The organism is Kribbella capetownensis (assembly GCF_004331485.1).
GTDB classification, from domain to species: domain Bacteria; phylum Actinomycetota; class Actinomycetes; order Propionibacteriales; family Kribbellaceae; genus Kribbella; species Kribbella capetownensis.
This window is the reverse complement of the sequence record NZ_SJKD01000014.1, coordinates 1-16996: the sequence shown is the minus strand read 5'-3', so window position 1 is coordinate 16996 and position 16996 is coordinate 1. Positions and strand designations below refer to the sequence as shown.

General features: G+C 68.6%; 15 protein-coding genes. 7 read left to right on the top strand and 8 right to left on the bottom strand.

The window, feature by feature from the left end:
• Window positions 1-43: 43 nt before the first annotated feature.
• Window positions 44-1507, bottom strand: a complete 1464-nt coding sequence (locus E0H75_RS39445) for a restriction endonuclease (protein WP_131518847.1) — start codon at window positions 1505-1507, stop codon at window positions 44-46.
• A gap of 153 nt (window positions 1508-1660) precedes the next feature.
• On the opposite strand from E0H75_RS39445, the gene E0H75_RS39440 reads away from it, so the two are divergent.
• Complete coding sequence (locus E0H75_RS39440; protein ID WP_272948975.1) at window positions 1661-3283, top strand: AMP-binding protein; 1623 nt, start codon at window positions 1661-1663, stop codon at window positions 3281-3283.
• Here E0H75_RS39440 and E0H75_RS39435 read toward each other — a convergent pair.
• Both E0H75_RS39435 and E0H75_RS39430 read right to left on the bottom strand, forming a co-directional pair.
• The gene (locus E0H75_RS39435) at window positions 3276-3620 is read right to left on the bottom strand and encodes an MmcQ/YjbR family DNA-binding protein (RefSeq protein ID WP_131518845.1); all 345 of its coding nucleotides are present in this window, start codon (window positions 3618-3620) and stop codon (window positions 3276-3278) included. The two genes, E0H75_RS39440 and E0H75_RS39435, sit on opposite strands and share 8 nt — an antisense overlap.
• A gap of 1 nt (window position 3621) precedes the next feature.
• Window positions 3622-4503: a LysR family transcriptional regulator gene (locus tag E0H75_RS39430; protein WP_131518844.1), complete on the bottom strand. Its 882-nt coding sequence runs from the start codon at window positions 4501-4503 to the stop codon at window positions 3622-3624.
• A gap of 89 nt (window positions 4504-4592) precedes the next feature.
• On the opposite strand from E0H75_RS39430, the gene E0H75_RS39425 reads away from it, so the two are divergent.
• Entirely contained in the window at window positions 4593-5762 is a 1170-nt protein-coding gene (locus E0H75_RS39425) for an MFS transporter (RefSeq protein ID WP_131518843.1), read from the top strand.
• Here E0H75_RS39425 and E0H75_RS39420 read toward each other — a convergent pair.
• Window positions 5736-6686, bottom strand: coding sequence for a R2-like ligand-binding oxidase (locus E0H75_RS39420; RefSeq protein ID WP_131518842.1), 951 nt, complete (start codon window positions 6684-6686; stop codon window positions 5736-5738). The two genes, E0H75_RS39425 and E0H75_RS39420, sit on opposite strands and share 27 nt — an antisense overlap.
• Window positions 6683-7273, bottom strand: coding sequence for a TetR/AcrR family transcriptional regulator (locus E0H75_RS39415; RefSeq protein WP_131518841.1), 591 nt, complete (start codon window positions 7271-7273; stop codon window positions 6683-6685). Before E0H75_RS39415 ends, E0H75_RS39420 begins: the two co-directional genes overlap by 4 nt.
• A 120-nt stretch (window positions 7274-7393) precedes the next feature.
• Here E0H75_RS39415 and larE point away from each other — a divergent pair, with 120 nt between their 5' ends.
• Both larE and E0H75_RS39405 read left to right on the top strand, forming a co-directional pair.
• Entirely contained in the window at window positions 7394-8863 is a 1470-nt protein-coding gene (gene larE / locus E0H75_RS39410) for an ATP-dependent sacrificial sulfur transferase LarE (RefSeq protein WP_131518840.1), read from the top strand.
• A gap of 142 nt (window positions 8864-9005) precedes the next feature.
• Window positions 9006-9389, top strand: coding sequence for a cold-shock protein (locus E0H75_RS39405; RefSeq protein ID WP_131360638.1), 384 nt, complete (start codon window positions 9006-9008; stop codon window positions 9387-9389).
• A gap of 2 nt (window positions 9390-9391) precedes the next feature.
• Here the strand turns inward: E0H75_RS39405 and E0H75_RS39400 are convergent, their stop codons facing one another.
• Entirely contained in the window at window positions 9392-10150 is a 759-nt protein-coding gene (locus tag E0H75_RS39400; protein WP_131518839.1) for a TetR/AcrR family transcriptional regulator, read from the bottom strand.
• A 114-nt stretch (window positions 10151-10264) separates the two neighbouring features.
• Between E0H75_RS39400 and E0H75_RS39395 the strand changes: the two genes are divergently transcribed.
• Window positions 10265-11809 carry an MFS transporter gene (locus tag E0H75_RS39395; RefSeq protein WP_131518838.1) on the top strand — a complete coding sequence of 515 codons (1545 nt, stop codon included), beginning with the start codon at window positions 10265-10267 and terminating at the stop codon, window positions 11807-11809.
• A 68-nt stretch (window positions 11810-11877) separates the two neighbouring features.
• On the opposite strand, the gene E0H75_RS39390 is transcribed toward E0H75_RS39395, so the two are convergent.
• A complete protein-coding gene (locus tag E0H75_RS39390) occupies window positions 11878-13800 on the bottom strand; it encodes an MFS transporter (protein WP_238163542.1) in 1923 nt (640 codons plus the stop codon).
• A gap of 84 nt (window positions 13801-13884) precedes the next feature.
• On the opposite strand from E0H75_RS39390, the gene E0H75_RS39385 reads away from it, so the two are divergent.
• Entirely contained in the window at window positions 13885-14712 is an 828-nt protein-coding gene (locus tag E0H75_RS39385) for a DUF3027 domain-containing protein (protein WP_131518837.1), read from the top strand.
• A 308-nt stretch (window positions 14713-15020) separates the two neighbouring features.
• On the opposite strand, the gene E0H75_RS39380 is transcribed toward E0H75_RS39385, so the two are convergent.
• Complete coding sequence (locus E0H75_RS39380) at window positions 15021-15332, bottom strand: DUF2530 domain-containing protein (protein WP_131518836.1); 312 nt, start codon at window positions 15330-15332, stop codon at window positions 15021-15023.
• Window positions 15333-15428: 96 nt separating this feature from the next.
• Here E0H75_RS39380 and E0H75_RS39375 point away from each other — a divergent pair, with 96 nt between their 5' ends.
• Window positions 15429-16901, top strand: coding sequence for an NCS2 family permease (locus E0H75_RS39375; protein ID WP_131518835.1), 1473 nt, complete (start codon window positions 15429-15431; stop codon window positions 16899-16901).
• Window positions 16902-16996: the final 95 nt, after the last annotated feature.

Genomic DNA, 16996 nt, shown 5'->3' with positions numbered 1-16996 from the left:
ATCGCCCACTATATCAGCCACATGCCCACTTTTCAGAACATAGCTAACTGGCGCGGCCGATGATTCGGGCGGGGATGTGGTGGTGGTGGCAGAGGGAGAGGAGGGCGGTGCCGTCGATGAGTTGGAGGGGTTTGCCGGTGGCGAACTGGTAGCTGGTGGGGCCGAAGCCGCTGGTGGTGATGAGGATGCCTTTGGTGGCGCCGGCGTCGAGGACGGTGCCGAAGAGGTCGCGGACGGCCGACGGTGGGACGGTGCGGGTCCAGAGCTTGGCCTGGACGACGAACTTCCCGCCGGTGATCGGGCGGGGATCGTAGGCGACGCAGTCGATCCCGCCGTCGGTGCCGCGGCGGAACAGCCTGGTGTCCAGGCCCATCCGGGTGAGCAGGTTCTGCACCAGGTGCTCGAACGACTCCGGGCTCAGCTCCAGCAGGTTCGGCCGGCTGTCGATCTCGCTGATCACGTCGACCGCCTCGATCGTCCGCGGATCGGCCAGGTCGAACTCCAGCACGGGCTCGACCGGCTGCAGCTCCTCCGGATGCCGCGACACCTCCGCGGAGAAGTAGTGCCGCACACACGCGACCGGATCCAACTGGTCCAGCACCAGCGCCTTGAACTGCTCCCGCGTCGCCCGCAACGTGATCAGGCACGGCCGCACCATCTGCCCTGTCGGCAGGTCCACGGATTCGACCATCCCGTTGAACACCACCGTGTCCACCACGCCGTACCGGTCACTCCCGAAGATCAGGTGCAACGCCCGCAACGCCAACTGTGCAACGAGTTGCTGGTACAGCAACCGCAGTTCCTTCTCCGGCCGCGGCACCGCCAGCACAGCGTCGAGCGAACGGTCATACCGGTACGACGCCTCAGCAGGTACGACGCTCACGTCCGGCAGATCCCACTCGACCGCGAGCAACGTCGACTCGGGCACGTAGCCAACCCGTCGACGGCGGCGAAAGTCGAGTGGCTCCGCCACCCGCTCCAGCGCCTTCTGGAAGTACCGGCTGACCGCCGCCCGGTCCCGGTTCTGCACTGCCCGTTGGTACGCGTCGATCCGGGCATGTTGTTCGGCGGTCGCCTCGTCGAGCCGGCGCTGCTGCTCGAGCTGGTCCCGCAGTGCGCGCGCCACCCGCTCCCGGCGGCTCTCCTCGGACGCCCAGTGCCGTTCGATCGCCTCGGCGAAGCGATCCTCGGCGCATGCCAGCCGGCGGTTGTACCGGCGTTCGGCTCCCCACCAACGAAAACGGCCCGGCGGGTGCGGTACGAACGCGTCCCAGACCGGCCCGGGATGGGGCTCGAGATCGCTCGGCGACGCGCTCGGTGGCGCTCGCCGGGGTGCCCGCTTCAGGGTCTGCAGGTCGGTGCCGTGGACATCGATCGCGAGGGCGTCGGACAGGATCCCGCTGAGCATCCGGACGCGTTCCTCCACCGCAACGGTACGTTGAGCCGCCTCGGCGGTACGCCCAGGTGGCCGGTCGCTGCGGGCGTGACCTTCAACGGTTCGGCCCATCGCCTCACACCTCTCAGCACCAATGTAACCGGGCAACCACGCTGTGCGACCGTGATGACGGAGAGTTGGTAAGGACATTGCTTGCCGTCCACCCCCTGTTTCCTGCCGCACGTGCAGTTGCAGGGGCATCTGACTAGGGCGACGATGACAGTCATGAGCCTGCCGTCGTACGCATCCGGAGTGTCCGAGGTTCCCTTGCTGGGCGAGACGATCGGCGCCAACCTGAGACGCACGGTCGGCGAGTACGGCGACCGCGACGCACTGGTCGAGGTCCAGACCGGACGACGCTGGACGTACGCCGAACTGGGCGCCGAGGTCGACGTGGTCGCGCGCGGCCTGCTCAGTCGCGGCATCGCGAAGGGTGACCGGGTCGGCATCTGGGCCCCGAACTGCGCGGAGTGGACGATCACGCAGTACGCGACCGCGATGATCGGCGCGATCCTGGTGAACATCAACCCGGCGTACCGGACGCACGAGCTGTCCTACGCGCTGAACCAGTCCGGCGTACGGTTGCTGATCTCGGCGACCGAGTTCAAGACCAGCGACTACCGCGCGATGGTCGACCAGGTGCGGCCGGAGTGCAAGTCGCTCGAGGAGACCGTCTACATCGGCACCGGCGACTGGGACGAACTCCGGGACGCCGCCGGTCGCGTCACCGTGGACGAGCTGCACGAACGCGAAGCGGAGTTGGCCTTCGACGACCCGATCAACATCCAGTACACCAGCGGGACCACGGGTTTCCCGAAGGGCGCGACCCTCAGCCACCACAACATCCTGAACAACGGCTTCTTCGTCACCGAGACGATCGCGTTCACCGCCGAGGACCGGCTCTGCATCCCGGTGCCCTTCTATCACTGCTTCGGCATGGTGATGGCGAACCTCGGCTGCACCACCCACGGCGCGTGCATGGTCATCCCCGGCCCGGCCTTCGACCCGGCGGCGACGCTGAAGGCCGTGCAGGACGAGCGATGCACCGCGCTGTACGGCGTACCGACGATGTTCATCGCCGAGCTCGGGCTGCCGGACTTCGCCGACTACGACCTGAGCAGCCTGCGGACCGGCGTGATGGCGGGATCGCCGTGCCCGATCGAGGTGATGAAGCGCTGCGTCGCCGACATGCACATGGCCGAGGTCGCGATCTGCTACGGCATGACCGAGACGTCGCCGGTGTCGACGCAGACCCGTCGCGACGACGATCTGGACCGGCGTACGTCGACCGTCGGCCGGGTGATGCCGCACGTCGAGGTGAAGCTCGTCGACCCTGCGACCGGGCTGGTCGTCGACCGAGGTGAGCCGGGTGAGCTGTGCACCCGCGGGTACTCCGTGATGCTCGGTTACTGGGATGAGCCGGAGAAGACTGCCGAGGCGATCGATCAGGCGCGCTGGATGCACACCGGCGACCTGGCGACGATGCGCGAGGACGGGTACGTGAACATCGTCGGCCGGATCAAGGACATGGTGATCCGCGGCGGCGAGAACGTGTACCCGCGGGAGATCGAGGAGTTCCTCTACACCCATCCCGACATCGCCGACGTCCAGGTGATCGGCGTACCGGACGAGAAGTACGGCGAGGAACTGTGCGCCTGGATCAAGCTCAAGCCCGGCGCCGATCCGCTCGACGCGGCCGGGGTTCGTGCCTTCGCCAACGGCAAACTCGCGCACTTCAAGATCCCGCGGTACGTCCTGCTCGTCGACGACTTCCCGATGACGGTGACCGGCAAGGTCCGCAAGGTCGAGATGCGCGAGAAGTCCGTGGAGATGCTGGGCCTCAGCTGACCTCAGGGTGCGCCTTGACCAGCCGCTTGGGTGCACGCACCTGCCAGGAGTCGGTGACGATCTCGCGCAACTCATCGACGCCGAGCGCACCCAGGTAGGCGAAGATGGCGGACGGGAAGGCCCTGACGATGAAATAGGCGTCCGGATTGCTCTGGATCAAGGCGTTCCGGTCGTCGCCGGTCCAGAACTGCAGGATCTCGCGGCCGTCGTCCTCCCAGCGAAGCCGGGCGAACTGTTTGCCGGAGACGTCGTACGCCGGTGAGCCCTCGTGCGCCTGGCCTTCGGCGACCTCCGGCAACCCGAGCGCGATCCGGCCGACCTCGTCCCAGCTGGACATCTCAAGCTCCCTTGAGGTGGGCGGCGAACTTCTGCAGGGCGGGGGTGTCCTCGCCGCGGCGCCAGATGAGTGCGAGGGCTGAGTCGGGGACGCCGGCGATGGGGATGTTGACGATGTCGGCGCGGCGGTTGTTCTCGGCGGTGGCTCGGCACAGCAGCATCGCGCCGCGGTCGGCCGCGATCAGCGACAGGCCTTCTTCCCGGGTGTGGATCTCGGGACCGCGGTGGATGAGGGCTCCGTCCGGTGTCTGCGTCGGCGCCTGGACCTGCCGCCAGTAGCTCGGCGCCGGGCCCGCGACAGCGATCAGCACCTCATCGGCGAGGTCCTCGACGTCGAGGCTGTCCCGGTCGGCAAAGCGGTGGCGGCAGGAGACCGTGAGGGTTTGTGGTTGCCGGGAGAACACCGGCCCGATGACCAGGTCGTCCTCGGCAATGGGCAGCAGGACGACCGCGGCGTCGACGCCACCGCGCCGGAGCGCGCCGAACGGATCGTTCAGCGGAAGCTCGCAGGTGTTGATCAGGCAGTTCGGGTTCTGCGCCTGGAACGACGAGACCGCGCCGAGCAGTTCGTCGCCGGCCGAGCCCTGGAAGCCGATCCGCAGCGTCCCCTTCACGTCGTTCGCGAACTCGCGCGCGCTCTCGACGACCCGTTCCAGCGCGGCGTACGCGGGTCGCAGCGACGTGAGGAACTCCTTGCCGAGCGGGGTCAGCGCGACCCGGCGGCTGGTCCGCTCGAACAGCGGTCCGCCGATCCGGCGTTCCAGCGACTGCAGCAACTGGCTGACTCGGCTCTGCGAGAGGTAGAGGCGCTCCGCCGTACGCCCGAAGTGGAGCTCCTCGGCGAGCACCAGGAAGCACTCCAGTTCGCGGATCTCGACGGCCACGGCGCCTCCTCCGATCGATGAGCTCAACTAATACAAGCATGATCACATCGCCGTTGTTCCGCACCGGTGCGCGGCCGTTCAGTGGATGTATGACGACAATCTGCGCCGACCAGGTCGCACCGGCCACCCGCGGCTGGGCGCCTCCAGTGGTGATGGCGGCGACCGTGTTCACCGTGGTCACCGCCGAGATGCTGCCGGTCGGTCTGCTCACCCCGATCGGGTCGAGCCTGCAGGTCAGTGAAGGTACGGCGGGCCTCAGCCTGACCGTCACCGGTGTGGTGTCCGCGCTGGCCTCGCCGATCCTCCCGCTGGTGCTGGGCAAGCTCGACCGCCGCATCGTGATGGTCGGGCTGATGGTGCTCCTCGCCGCCGCGAGCCTCCTCGCGGCGGCGGCCCCGACCTTCGGCGTACTGATGATCGCCCGCGTCGTCTTCGGCATCTCGCTCGGCGGTGTCTGGCTGTTCACGATCGGCCTCGCGCGTCGCGTCGTACCGGCGCACGCGGCCGGACCGGCGACCTCGCTCATCTTCAGCGGCATCGGAATCGCTTCTGTACTGGGGATCCCGGCCGGCGCGTACGTCGGTGAACTGGTCGGCTGGCGCTGGGCCTTCGCCGCCGTCGGCGTATTGTCCGCAACGCTCGCCGCCGCTCTCGCGCTCTTCCTGCCTCCGCTATCCGCTGAGAAGGCGGTCCGGCTGAGCGACGTCGCGGAAGTCCTCAAGATCAAGCAACTGCGCGTCGGGCTGGCCCTGGTCGCACTCCTCGTCACCGGCCACTTCGCCGCCTACACGTACGTGCGTCCGCTGCTCGAGAAGCAGGCCGGCATCACACCCGCCCTCATCGGCACCTTGCTCCTCGCGTACGGCGTGGCCGGCGTCATCGGAAACTTCGTCGCGGGATCGCTCCGCCCGACCCGTGCCCTCGGAATGATTGCCCTCGGCATCGCGACGGTCGCCGTACTCATGCCTCTCCTCGGTACGACGCTCGCCGGAGCCCTTGTTCTGCTGGTTGTTTGGGGCTTCTCGCACGGCGGCACCAGCGTGAGCACGCAGGCGTGGGGCCACGCCGCAGCACCCAGTGCCCCCGAAGCTTCGTCCGCCGTACTCGTAGGTGTCTACAACGGCGCGATCGCACTGGGTGCCTTCGCCGGAGGCCAAGCAGCCGACCACCTCGGTACGACGACCGTCACCTGGCTACCGGCAGTCCTCGGCACGGCAGCGCTGATCGTGGTGCTAGCGAACCGCCGCCAGCGCGGCTGAGTCCTCCTCGCCGAAGGTGTCCTCGAGTTGCTCGGGGGAGTAGTCGAGGTCGATCCCGGCCACGTCCGCGCCGACCGCCGACTCGATCGCGCCGAGGCGACGGGTCGCGCGGTCGCCGGCGTACGCCATCAGGGCGGTCGGGTTGATCTCGGGCGGGAGCGCGGGGGAGTTGTCCATCGCCCACTGGATCTGGGTGAGCGCGTGCGGGAGCAACTCCTCCATCGTGTCGGTGACGACCTTCCAGTTCGACTCGTCCGCGGCGACGTGCCGCCGGCAGGTGAACGTGCCCCAGGCCATGTGGCGTCGTTCGTCGTCGCCGATGCGGCGGATCAGTTCCTGCATGCCGGGCAGGACTCCGCGGGACGTGCAGAGCAGGTTCCACGCGTGGTAGCCGGTCAGGGCCAGAGTCCCTTCCACCACGTGGTTGTAGGTGACGGAGGCCCGGACCTGGTTGGCCGGCGAAGGGTCGTCGGCCAAGGACTTCAGCGCGACCGGCAGGGCCTCGTAGAAGATCGCGCGGTAGCCCGGGTTGTTCTCGATGAAGTGGTGCAGGTCCTCGGTGACGCCGACCGCGTCCAGCCAAAGCCGGAAGACCGCAGTGTGCTTGGCCTCCTCGAAGCAGAACTGGGTCAGGTACATCTCGTCGCCGAAGCGTCCCTCGGCCGCCATCGCCTGCAGGAACGGCTGCAGGTCCTCGGTCACCGCCTCCTCGCCGGCGATGAACTGCGAGCACAGCATCAACGCGTTGTGCCTGTCGTTGTCGCTGAGCTCCTTCCAGTCCTTCGCGTCCTGGCTGAAGTCGATGTCGCGTGGATTCCAGAACTTGCGATTGCCCTTGTCGAACAATCGCAGCGGCAGCGCCTCCCAGTTCAGTCCTCCGGACCGCAGCGAAGTGAAGCCCTGCCGGTGCAAAGGATTCGTCATGCGCGACCTCCTGTTGTGCTGAGAAACGGACCGAGCACCCTGGCGAGTTGGTCGGCGACCATGACCGGCGCGGGACCGGGACTGACGATGTGACTGATCACGAGACGCAGTGCGACGTCGACACACGCGGTCGCGTCGTCGACAGGGATCTGCGGCCAGTGCGTACGGACGTGTGCGTCGAGCCGCTGATGACACAGCTCCAGCACCTGCTGCCCCCGTGTGGTCAGCAGCTGACTGGCTTGGTCGGATCCCGGCTGTCCCAGCGCGGCCTTCAGCAGCGGGTTGTCCGCGGCCTGCCGTAGCGCGCCCTCGACCGCGGCCCGGAGACCGTCGATCGGGTCGGACTGCTCGGCGAGCGCCACGTTCACCTCGACCAGGAACCTCTCGGTCTCGCGCGCCACGACCGCCTGCAGCACGCTCCACTTGTCGCCGAACTCGTTGTAGACGGTCTGGCGGGAGACGCCGGTACGCCGGGCCACCTCGGCCATCCGGAGTCCGTCGTACCCGCCGGCCACGATCGCGTCGTATGCCGCATCGAGCAGTTCCTCACGCAGTCGGCGCTTGGTCCGGTCGGCGAACGAGTCCATGGGGCCGATGGTTTACATTTTCGTCCTGAGTGTCAAGTAGCAGGACATGAGATCTTGGATTGTCAACTGATCGCGGAATCCGCGCGCGGTCCCGTCGCCGGAACACGTAGGGTTGGGGACGTGTCAACCGCCGAGATCCAGCCCGCGCCCGCCACCGCCGATGTGCCGGAACTGGTGGTCGGCTTCGACCTGGACATGACGCTCATCGACTCGCGGCCGGGGATCCAGGCGGTCTGGGATCTGCTGTCTGCGGAGACCGGCGTACCGATCGACTCCGACCTGGTGGTCAGTCGGCTCGGGCCGCCGTTGACCATTGAGATGGCGAACTGGTTCCCGCCGGAGCAGATCGACGCGATGGTCGTGCGGTACCGCGAGCACTACCCGTCGCACGCGATCACCGGGAGCCTGCCGCTGCCCGGTGCGGCCGAGTCGCTGGCCGCCGTCCGCGCCCTGCGTGGCCGGACCATGGTGGTGTCGGCGAAGTACACGCCATCGGTGCTGCTGCACATGCAGCACCTCGGCCTCGACATCGACGAGCCGGTCGGCGACCTGCACGGCGCCGAGAAGGGTACGGCACTGCGCGAGCACAAGGCGACGATCTACGTGGGTGACCACACCGCCGACATCGAGGGAGCCCGTGCCGCCGGAGCAGTCGCGGTGGCCGTGGCGACCGGGCCGTTCACCGCGGACGAGTTGCGTGCGTACGGCGCGGACGTCGTACTGAATGATCTGACCGAGTTCCCGGCCTGGCTGGACGCGTACGTCCTCGAGCAGCGCCTGGAAGCGTTGATGAAGCGGCTGTCCGGCTACGACAAGATGGTCGTCGCGTTCAGCGGCGGCGCCGACTCGGCGTTCCTGCTGGCGGCCGCGGCGCGGGCGATCGGCCCGGCCAACGTGGTCGCCGCGACCGCGATCTCGCCTTCGTTGCCGGCGGCGGAGCTCGAGCCGGCGGCGCGGTTCGCCGACAGCCTCGGCGTCCGGCATCTCACGCCGCACACGCACGAGATGGATCGCGAGGGCTACCAGGCCAACGCGGGCGACCGGTGCTACTTCTGCAAGGCCGAGCTGGTCGAGACGCTGCAGCCGATCGCGGACGAGTTCGGCATGACTGCGATCGCGACCGGCACCAACGCCGATGACGCGATCGCCGGCTTCCGGCCGGGAATCCGGGCCGCCTTCGAGCGGGGTGCGCTCACGCCGCTGAAGGACGCGCGGCTGACCAAGGCGCAGATCCGCGAGGCCTCCCGTAGCTGGGGTCTGGAGACCTCGGACAAGCCGGCCGCGGCCTGCCTGTCCAGCCGGATCGCGTACGGCATCCGCATCACGCCGAACCTGCTGGCCCGGGTCGACCGGGCCGAGCAGGCAGTCCGTTCCCGCCTCACGCCGTACGGCGTCCAGAACGTCCGTGTCCGGGATCTGGGTGACGCCGGGAGCATCGAGATCGATCGCGACCTGCTGGACCGGGTGGACCACGAGCCACTCATCGCCGCGGTCGTCGCCGAGGGCTTCCCGGCCGCCCGGCTCGACCCGCGCGGCTTCCGCTCGGGCTCGATGAACGAGCGTCTGAAGAATCCGGAGAAGTACCGATGAGGTGTGGGTCCTGGTCTCTGCGGGAAGCCTGCCGGATCAGATGGTTTCCCGGAGGCGCCGCGGCGCCGGTTCACGTACGCTGGGTTCCCGATCAGGCCGCCCGCCCGGTCGGTTCCGACGATTGACGACTGAAGAGGTTCCCGTGCCCGTTGGCAAGGTCAAGTGGTATGACTCCGAGAAGGGGTTCGGCTTCCTCAGCAAGGAAGAGGGCGGTGACGTCTACGTCCGGGCCGAGGCCCTGCCCGCCGGAGTGACCAACCTCAAGCCGGGGCAGAAGGTCGAGTTCGGGGTCGTCGAGGGCCGCAAGGGTGAGCAGGCTCTGCAGGTCCGGCTGATCGACCCGCCGCCGTCGGTGGCGAAGGCGATGCGGCCGAAGCCGGAGGAGATGCAGCTCGTCATCGAGGACCTGATCAAGCTGCTGGACAACCTCGGCGAGGGCTACCGCCGCGGCCGCCACCCCGACAACAAGGCCGCCCGTCAGGTCGCGACCGTGCTGCGCGGGGTCGCCGACAAGCTGGACATCTGAGTTCAGCCCTCGCGATCAGTCGAGGGCTGCCGGTCGATCCGGGCCTGGATGCCGTCGAGGACGGTCTCCAGGCCGTCGCGGAATCCATCGTCCTCGAAGTCCACGTCGAGGTCGGCCACCGAGTTCGGCTGCTGGACGCCGGCCGCGATCGCCGGGAACCGATCCTCGGTCGCGAGCAGGCGCAGTCGCTGGTTGTATTGCCGGCCCGCGGTCGCGGCCTCCTCGGGGGTCTGCGTCAGCATGCTCAAGGTCAGCTGCATGGTCCCGCGGACGTAGATGTTCACCAGCAGCATCGACGACAGCCGTTCGTTCGCCGTCAACGGCGTACCGTCGAACGCCTGCAACGCCGACTCCATCCAGCCCAGCTGGTTGGGTGACAGCGGCGGCTCCGACACCGGCACCTGCAGGATCCACGGGTGCTGCCGCAGGCTGTCGCGGAACGCCTCGGCCCACCTGGTGATGCGGCCGCGCCAGTCCTGCCCGGCCACCGGCTCGGGTGCCTCGCCGAACGCTTCTTCCAGCATCACGGCGTACAGGTCGTCCTTGGAATCGACGTACCGGTAGAGCGACATCGTGGTGAAGCCGAGCTCGGCCGCCACCTTGCTCATCGAGACCGCGGCCAGGCCGCCCGTGTCCGCCAGCCGGATCGCCGCCTGGCCGATGTCACTCAGGTGGAACGCCGGCTTCGGCCCGGGCCGGGCCGGGCCCTCGATCCCCCACAGCTGCTGCAGCACTCGCGGCAGCTCGACCTGCTCGTCCATGTGGCCCTCCTCGGCGTTCTTCCGGATTGACTGTTTACATCATAGACAGATGTCGTTATGGTCTGTGTATGGCGCACACAGTGTGCGGCGTAAACAGATCTTCGGAGGGGCATCATGGGTCCGACAGAACGAGCGGGACGCAAAGAGTGGATCGCGCTCGGCGTGCTCGCACTGCCGCTGTTGCTGGTCTCGATGGACGTCTCGGTGCTGTACTTCGCAGTCCCGTACATCAGCGCGGACCTGGGAGTCTCGGCGACCGAGCAGCTGTGGATCTTCGACATCTACGGGTTCGTGCTGGCCGGCCTGCTGATCACCATGGGTTCGCTCGGTGACCGGATCGGCCGCCGCCGGTTGCTGATCTTCGGCGCCGTCGCTTTCGGTCTGGCCTCGGTGGCCGCGGCGTACGCGCAGAGCCCGGAGCAGCTGATCGCGGCTCGCGCGGTGCTCGGAATCGGTGGCGCGACCCTGATGCCGTCGACCCTGGCGCTGATCCGGAACATGTTCCACGACGCGGAGCAGCGGGCGAAGGCGATCGCGTTCTGGAGCGCGGTGATGATGGGCGGGATCTCGCTCGGCCCGGTGCTCGGCGGCTTCCTGCTGGAGCACTTCTGGTGGGGTTCGGTGTTCCTGATCAACACCCCGGCGATGCTCCTGCTGCTGGTGCTCGCGCCGATGCTGCTGCCGGAGTTCAAGGCGCCGACCGGCGGCCGGTTCGACCTGCTCGGGTCGCTGCTGTCGCTGGCCGCCGTACTGCCGGTGATCTGGGGGATCAAGGAGCTGGCGGCGAACGGGGCGTCCGCGCTGCCGGTGGTCGCGATCGTGGCCGGCCTGATGTTCGGAGTGATGTTCGTGCAGCGTCAGCGGACCGCGGCGTACCCGATGATCGAGCTGGGGATGTTCCGCAACATGGCGTTCAGCGGTTCGCTGGTGGCCAACACTGTTGGGACTCTGGCCCTGGTGGGCAACGCGGTCTTCATGACCCAGTACCTGCAGCTGGTCCACGGTCTGAGCCCGTTCAAGGCGGCGCTGTGGTCACTGGCTCCGTCGGTGGTGGTTGGCGGTGCGGCGCCGCTGGCGACCTCGCTGGCTCGGCGGATCGACCGGGCGTACGTGATCGGTGGTGCCTTCGTCCTGGCGGCTTCCGGTTTCGGCGTCCTGACCCAGGTGCGGCCGGATTCCTCGCTGGCGGTCGTCCTGACTGGAGCTGCTCTGCTGGCCGCCGGTTTGGTGATGGTGATGTCGCTGGTGACCGAGGCGATCGTCGGATCGGTCGCCCCGGAGCGGGCCGGCTCGGCCTCCGCGGTGATGGAGACCTGCAGCGAGTTCGGCGGCGCGCTGGGCATCGCGGTCCTCGGCTCCATCGGTACTGCGGCCTACCGCTCGGACCTGCCGTCGGATGTGGCGGCTCCGGTCCGCGAGGGTCTGCCGGCGGCGACCGCAGCGGCGGCCCACCTGCCGGCCCAGGTTGCCGAGACCGTTCTGGCCACCGCTCGGCACGCCTTCACCCACAGCATGAACGTGGTCGCAGTCGTCGGTTGCGTCCTTCTTCTGGTCACCGCGGTCGTCGCCACCACAACCCTGCGCGGCACTGCTCCTTCGCCGGAGCCGGTTCCCGTCTCCGGCGAAGAGGACGACCCCGCACTCCAGCCCGTTGCCTGAACCCCTCGACCGAGCAGCCCCGGCGCACCCGCCGGGGCTGCTCTGCGCTTGCCCGCAGGTCCGTCGCTTCAGCGTGGTGGGCGGCGTGGGGTGTCGCCGCCTGGGCGCCGTTTGAACAGGCCGCGCTCGCGCTCAGGCGCCCGCTCCTCGGTCGGCTCCTCGGCCCACCGCGCCTGGTCCTCGAGCGTGTCCTCGTCCTCGTCGTCCTGCTGTCCGCTCCACCACCGTCCGACCGGCTGCTGGGGGTCGCCAGGTGGTTTCTGGTCCTCGATCCTCAGCTCCACCGTCGGCTCGTCGTACCGGCCGGAGCGCTGCGCCCGGTTCGCCCGCTGCTCGGCGACGCTGGTGGTCAGGATTGTGCGGCTCGTGCTGGTCGGATGCTCCGGCTCCGTGTCGCTCGTCCGGTGTGGCGCCTCGCCGGACCGCCGGTGCGGCTCCCCGCCACCAGGTCTGTGACCAGGCCCGCCCTCTGCGCGCAGGCCGGTGGGCAGTGGCTTCGACGGCTTCATCCGGATCACCAGGAAGACCACGGCGAGCAGGACGACCGCCAGGAAGCCGAAGCCGAGCCGCGGGATCAGCGGCAGCACGATGCCGCAGCCACCGCCGATCACCCAGGCCAGTTGCAGCACTGTCTCCGAGCGCGCGAAGACCGACGTACGCACGGACTCCGCGACGTCACGCTGGATCATCGCGTCCAGCGACAGCTTGCCGAGCGAGCTGCACAGCCCCGCGATCAGGCCGAGTGCGATCAGGCTCGGGAAGCCGTACAGCACCGCCACCGCGACCGCGAGCGTCGCGTCCACGATCAGCACCACCAGCACGACCACCTCGGGTTTTCGTGCCTTGAGCAACGATCCGGTCAGGGTGCCGAGGCTGTTGCCGATCCCGGCCGCGGCGATCACCGCGGCGACCGCGATCGCGCCGTCGACCCCACTGATCGGTTTGTCCCGGAGCAGGAAGGCCAGATACATGGTGAGGAAGCCGGACACGAACCGGAGTCCGAGGTTGCAGCGGATGCCGCGTGCCACCGCCGCCGTGATCGCCCGGCGCCGCGCGTCGCGTCCCGCCGTACCGGTGATCTCCTCGTCCGCGGGGGAGTCGACCGCGCTGGGCAGCCGGATCGCGAGGATCAGGCCGATCGTGTACACCACCGCAGCCCAGCGCAGCGACCACTGCGGCCCGATCACGGCGAACGCTCCCGCGATGCCCGCGCCGACGGTCGCACCCACGACGCCGGCCAGCGAGATCCGGGAGTTGGCGGTGACGAGCGTGATCTCCTTCGGCAGCAGCCGAGGTACGGCGGACGCCCGGGTCACGCCGTACGCCTTGGAGGCGACCAGGCAGCCGAGCGCGGCCGGGTAGAGCCAGGCCGAGCTCGAGCCGGTCATCGACGCGGCAAGGCTCCAGACCAGGAAGCCGCGCAGACCGAGCGTCGCACCGATCGCCCAGCGGCGGCCGTGGCGGAACCGGTCCAGGATCGGTCCGATCAGCGGTGCCATCAGGGCGAACGGCGCCATCGTCAGCAAGAGGAACAGTGCGACGCGGTCACGGGCCTGGTCGCTCGGCACGGTGAAGAACACGGTCCCAGCCAGCGAGACCGCGAACGCGGTGTCGCCGGCGGCGTTGACCGCGCCCAGCTCGATCAGCCGGGACAGCCCCGATTCGCGGGCGCCCTGAGCGCCCGTCAGTCCGCGGATCCGGCGGCCGGTGGCCCGGCCGACCTTCCCACCCACGACGGCGGTCTTCTTCGACGCGGTCGCGAACCCGGTCGCGCCGACCTTCGAGGCGTGGCCGACCTTCTTGCTCGCAGTACCCAACTTGTCCCGCGCGTCACTGAACCGGTCACCGGGTGTCTTCCCCGCCGCCGATTGCCCGCTGGTCTGCTGGCCGCCAGCCTGCTGTCCCGCCCTCGGCTGACCGCCGGTCGGTCGCTCGCCGGCGGGCTTTCCGCCGGGCGTCGACTTCGGGTCGGCGGGGTCTGGGCTGTGCATGGAACCATCCTGCCTCCTGCAGGGGACAGACCGTAGTCACGGCGCGTTCGGAACACTGCCGCGGGCGTGCGAGAATGGGCGATTGTGACTCCCGTCAGAACTCCGGAACCGGTGCGTGCCAAGGCCGACGCGGTCAGTGTCGCGGCGGTCGACCCTGCCCGTGAGGCAGCGATCGACGAGGCCGGTACTGCGCAGGTCGGGGAGTACCTCGGTCATTCGGTGGAGGGTGAGCGCCTCGTCACCCACTACTTCGCCTCCACCCACCCGGGCTACCGGGGCTGGCGGTGGGCGGTCACGGTGACCCGCGCCTCCCGGGCGAAGACGGTCACGGTCAATGAGGTCGTCATGCTCCCCGGCGAGGCGGCAGTCGTCGCACCGGAGTGGGTCCCGTGGTCCGAGCGCGTCCAGCCGGGCGACCTCCGCCCCGGCGACCTGTTCCCGACCCACGCGGACGACCCGCGCCTCGAGGCCGGCTTCACCGAGGTTGGCGCCCCGGACGACGTACGCGCGGTCGTCGACGAGCTCGGCCTCGGCCGGGAGCGCGTGCTCTCGCCGTTCGGCCGGGAAGAAGCAGCCGAGCGCTGGTACGCCGGTGACTTCGGCCCGAGCGCACCGATCGCGCAGGCCGTCCCGTACAAGTGCCACTCGTGCGGCTACTGGATCCGCCTCGCCGACAGCCTCGGCCAAGCCTTCGGCATCTGCGCGAACGAGATGGCCCCGGGCGAGGGCCGCGTCGTCGCGTACGACTACGGCTGCGGCGCCCACTCCGACACGGTCATCGACCTCCCGGACCAACCGTCCGCCGAACACGCCTTCGACACCACCGGCTACGACACCCTCGAACTAGCCGACGCAGTCCAATCCGAAGTCGAAGCCGCCGCCGAACCAGAATCAGACGACGAACTCAAGTAGTCCGCCGCCAAAGCGCCCGACCACGCGCCGTCCCAACACTCGCGCGGACCTGTGGACCGTTGGCCGCCTGACGCACCCGCTCCTTTCGCCGGTCCATTACCCAGAACCTTTTCGCCGCCTGGTGGCAACTTGTTTCCGCGCAACGCAGTTCCTTGAGCACCCATGGCTTACCGAAGAGGTGTCGTTCGGCCGGTCACGAGTCGCAGGTGGCGCGGTGGGGTAGTCACCACTCGCAGTCATACCCGCCGATCACATGTGCCCGCGACCCCAGTCCGCGAACGGCCGGAGGCGGTGTCCTTTGGTGGGCGTCAGTCTTCTTGTTCTGGGCGGTGGCCGGCTTGGATGGCGGCCCACCGGCGGCGGCAGTACCAGAGGCCGATGAGGCCTAGGCCGAAGCCGGCGACGGTGACCCAGAGCCACCATTCGAGGCCGTCTTCTTTGAGGTCGTCGCGGAAGATGAGGACAACGACGAACGCGATCGCCCAGGCGATGATCCCGACGATGACGCTGGGGATGCCGGACAGGTCGAGCGGCTTCACCTCGGCGTGGACCAGTTCGCCGCGGGCGAGCTGGCTCGTGGGGTCGTTCCGCTTCTTCGACGCCTCCCGTTCGTCTGCCACGGCACCACCTTAGTACCCACCGCCGACGTATCCCGCAGCGGAACGGTTTTGCGTCAGTGCTCGCAACCGACGGGTAGGAACTGGCACGATGCGGGCATGAGCTCGCCCCAGGCCGCGACGGCCCGCTCCGGATCGAATGTCGTCGACTCGTTCTTCAAGATCAGCCAACGTGGATCTACCCTCAGCCGGGAGATCCGTGGCGGGCTGGTCACTTTCTTCACCATGGCGTACATCGTGGTGCTGAATCCGCTGATCATCGGCACCGTGCCGGACGGCGACGGCCAGCTCGTCGGTGGTGGCACCAGTACGGCGGCCTCGATCGCGAAGATCGCGGTCGCCACCGCACTGGTCGCCGGCGTGGTCACGATCCTGATGGGCCTCGTGGCGAACTTCCCGCTGGCGCTGGCCACCGGCCTCGGCCTGAACGCGTTCATCGCGTTCTCGGTCGCGACCAAGATGACCTGGGCCGACGCGATGGGCCTGGTGGTGCTGGAGGGCCTGATCATCCTGGTCCTGGTGCTGACCGGGTTCCGCAAAGCCGTGTTCGAGGCGGTGCCATTACAGCTGAAGGTCGCGATCAGTGTCGGCATCGGCTTGTTCATCGCGTTCATCGGCTTGGTCGATGCGGGCTTCGTCCGTCGCCCGGCCGCCCTGACCGGGCCGCCGGTCGAGCTCGGTGTCGCCGGCAACCTTCGGGGCTGGCCGGTGCTGGTGTTCGTGGTCGGCCTGATCCTGATCGTGACGCTGTACGCGCGGAAGGTGAAGGGCGCCATCCTGATCGGCATCCTGGGCGCGACCGTGCTGTCGATCGTGATCGAGGCGATCGCCGGGATCGGGGCCCGCAGCGACAAGAACCCGGGCGGCTGGGGCCTGAGCGTGCCGAAGTTGCCGGACGACTGGTTCACCAAGCCGAACCTGGACACGATCGGCGAGTTCAGCCTGTTCGGGGCGTTCGAGCGGGTCGGCGTGATCTCCGCGCTGCTGCTGGTCTTCACGCTGATGCTCGCCGACTTCTTCGACACGATGGGCACGATGACCGCGATCGGCGCCGAGGCCGGGCTGCTCGACAAGGAGGGCAACCCGCCGAACGCGCAGCGGATCCTGATCGTCGACAGCGTCGCGGCCGCGGCCGGTGGTGCCGCCTCGGTCTCGAGCAACACGTCGTACATCGAATCGGCGTCCGGTGTCGGTGAAGGAGCCCGGACCGGGCTGGCCAGCGTGGTGACCGGGATCTGTTTCCTGATCTCGATGGTGGTCGCGCCGCTGGTCACGCTGGTGCCGTACGAAGCGGCGACGCCGGCGTTGATCCTGGTCGGGTTCTTGATGATGACCCAGGTGAAGGGGATCAACTTCGACGACTTCGACATCGCGTTCCCGGCGTTCCTGACCATCATCTTGATGCCGTTCACGTACTCGATCTCGGCCGGCATCGGCGCGGGCTTCGTGGCGTACGTCATCCTGAAGCTGGTCCGGGGCAGGGCGCACCAGATCCACCCACTGATGTGGATCGTGTCGGCGCTCTTCGTGGTGTACTTCGCGATCGGCCCACTCACCGACTGGCTCACCTAGCTGTACTGATCAGGCACGTTGGTTGAGAAAGTGTGACGACACGCGGTGAGTGTGGTTGATGCGTGAAGGCCTCCCGGCGTGGAGTGGAGCTGTCT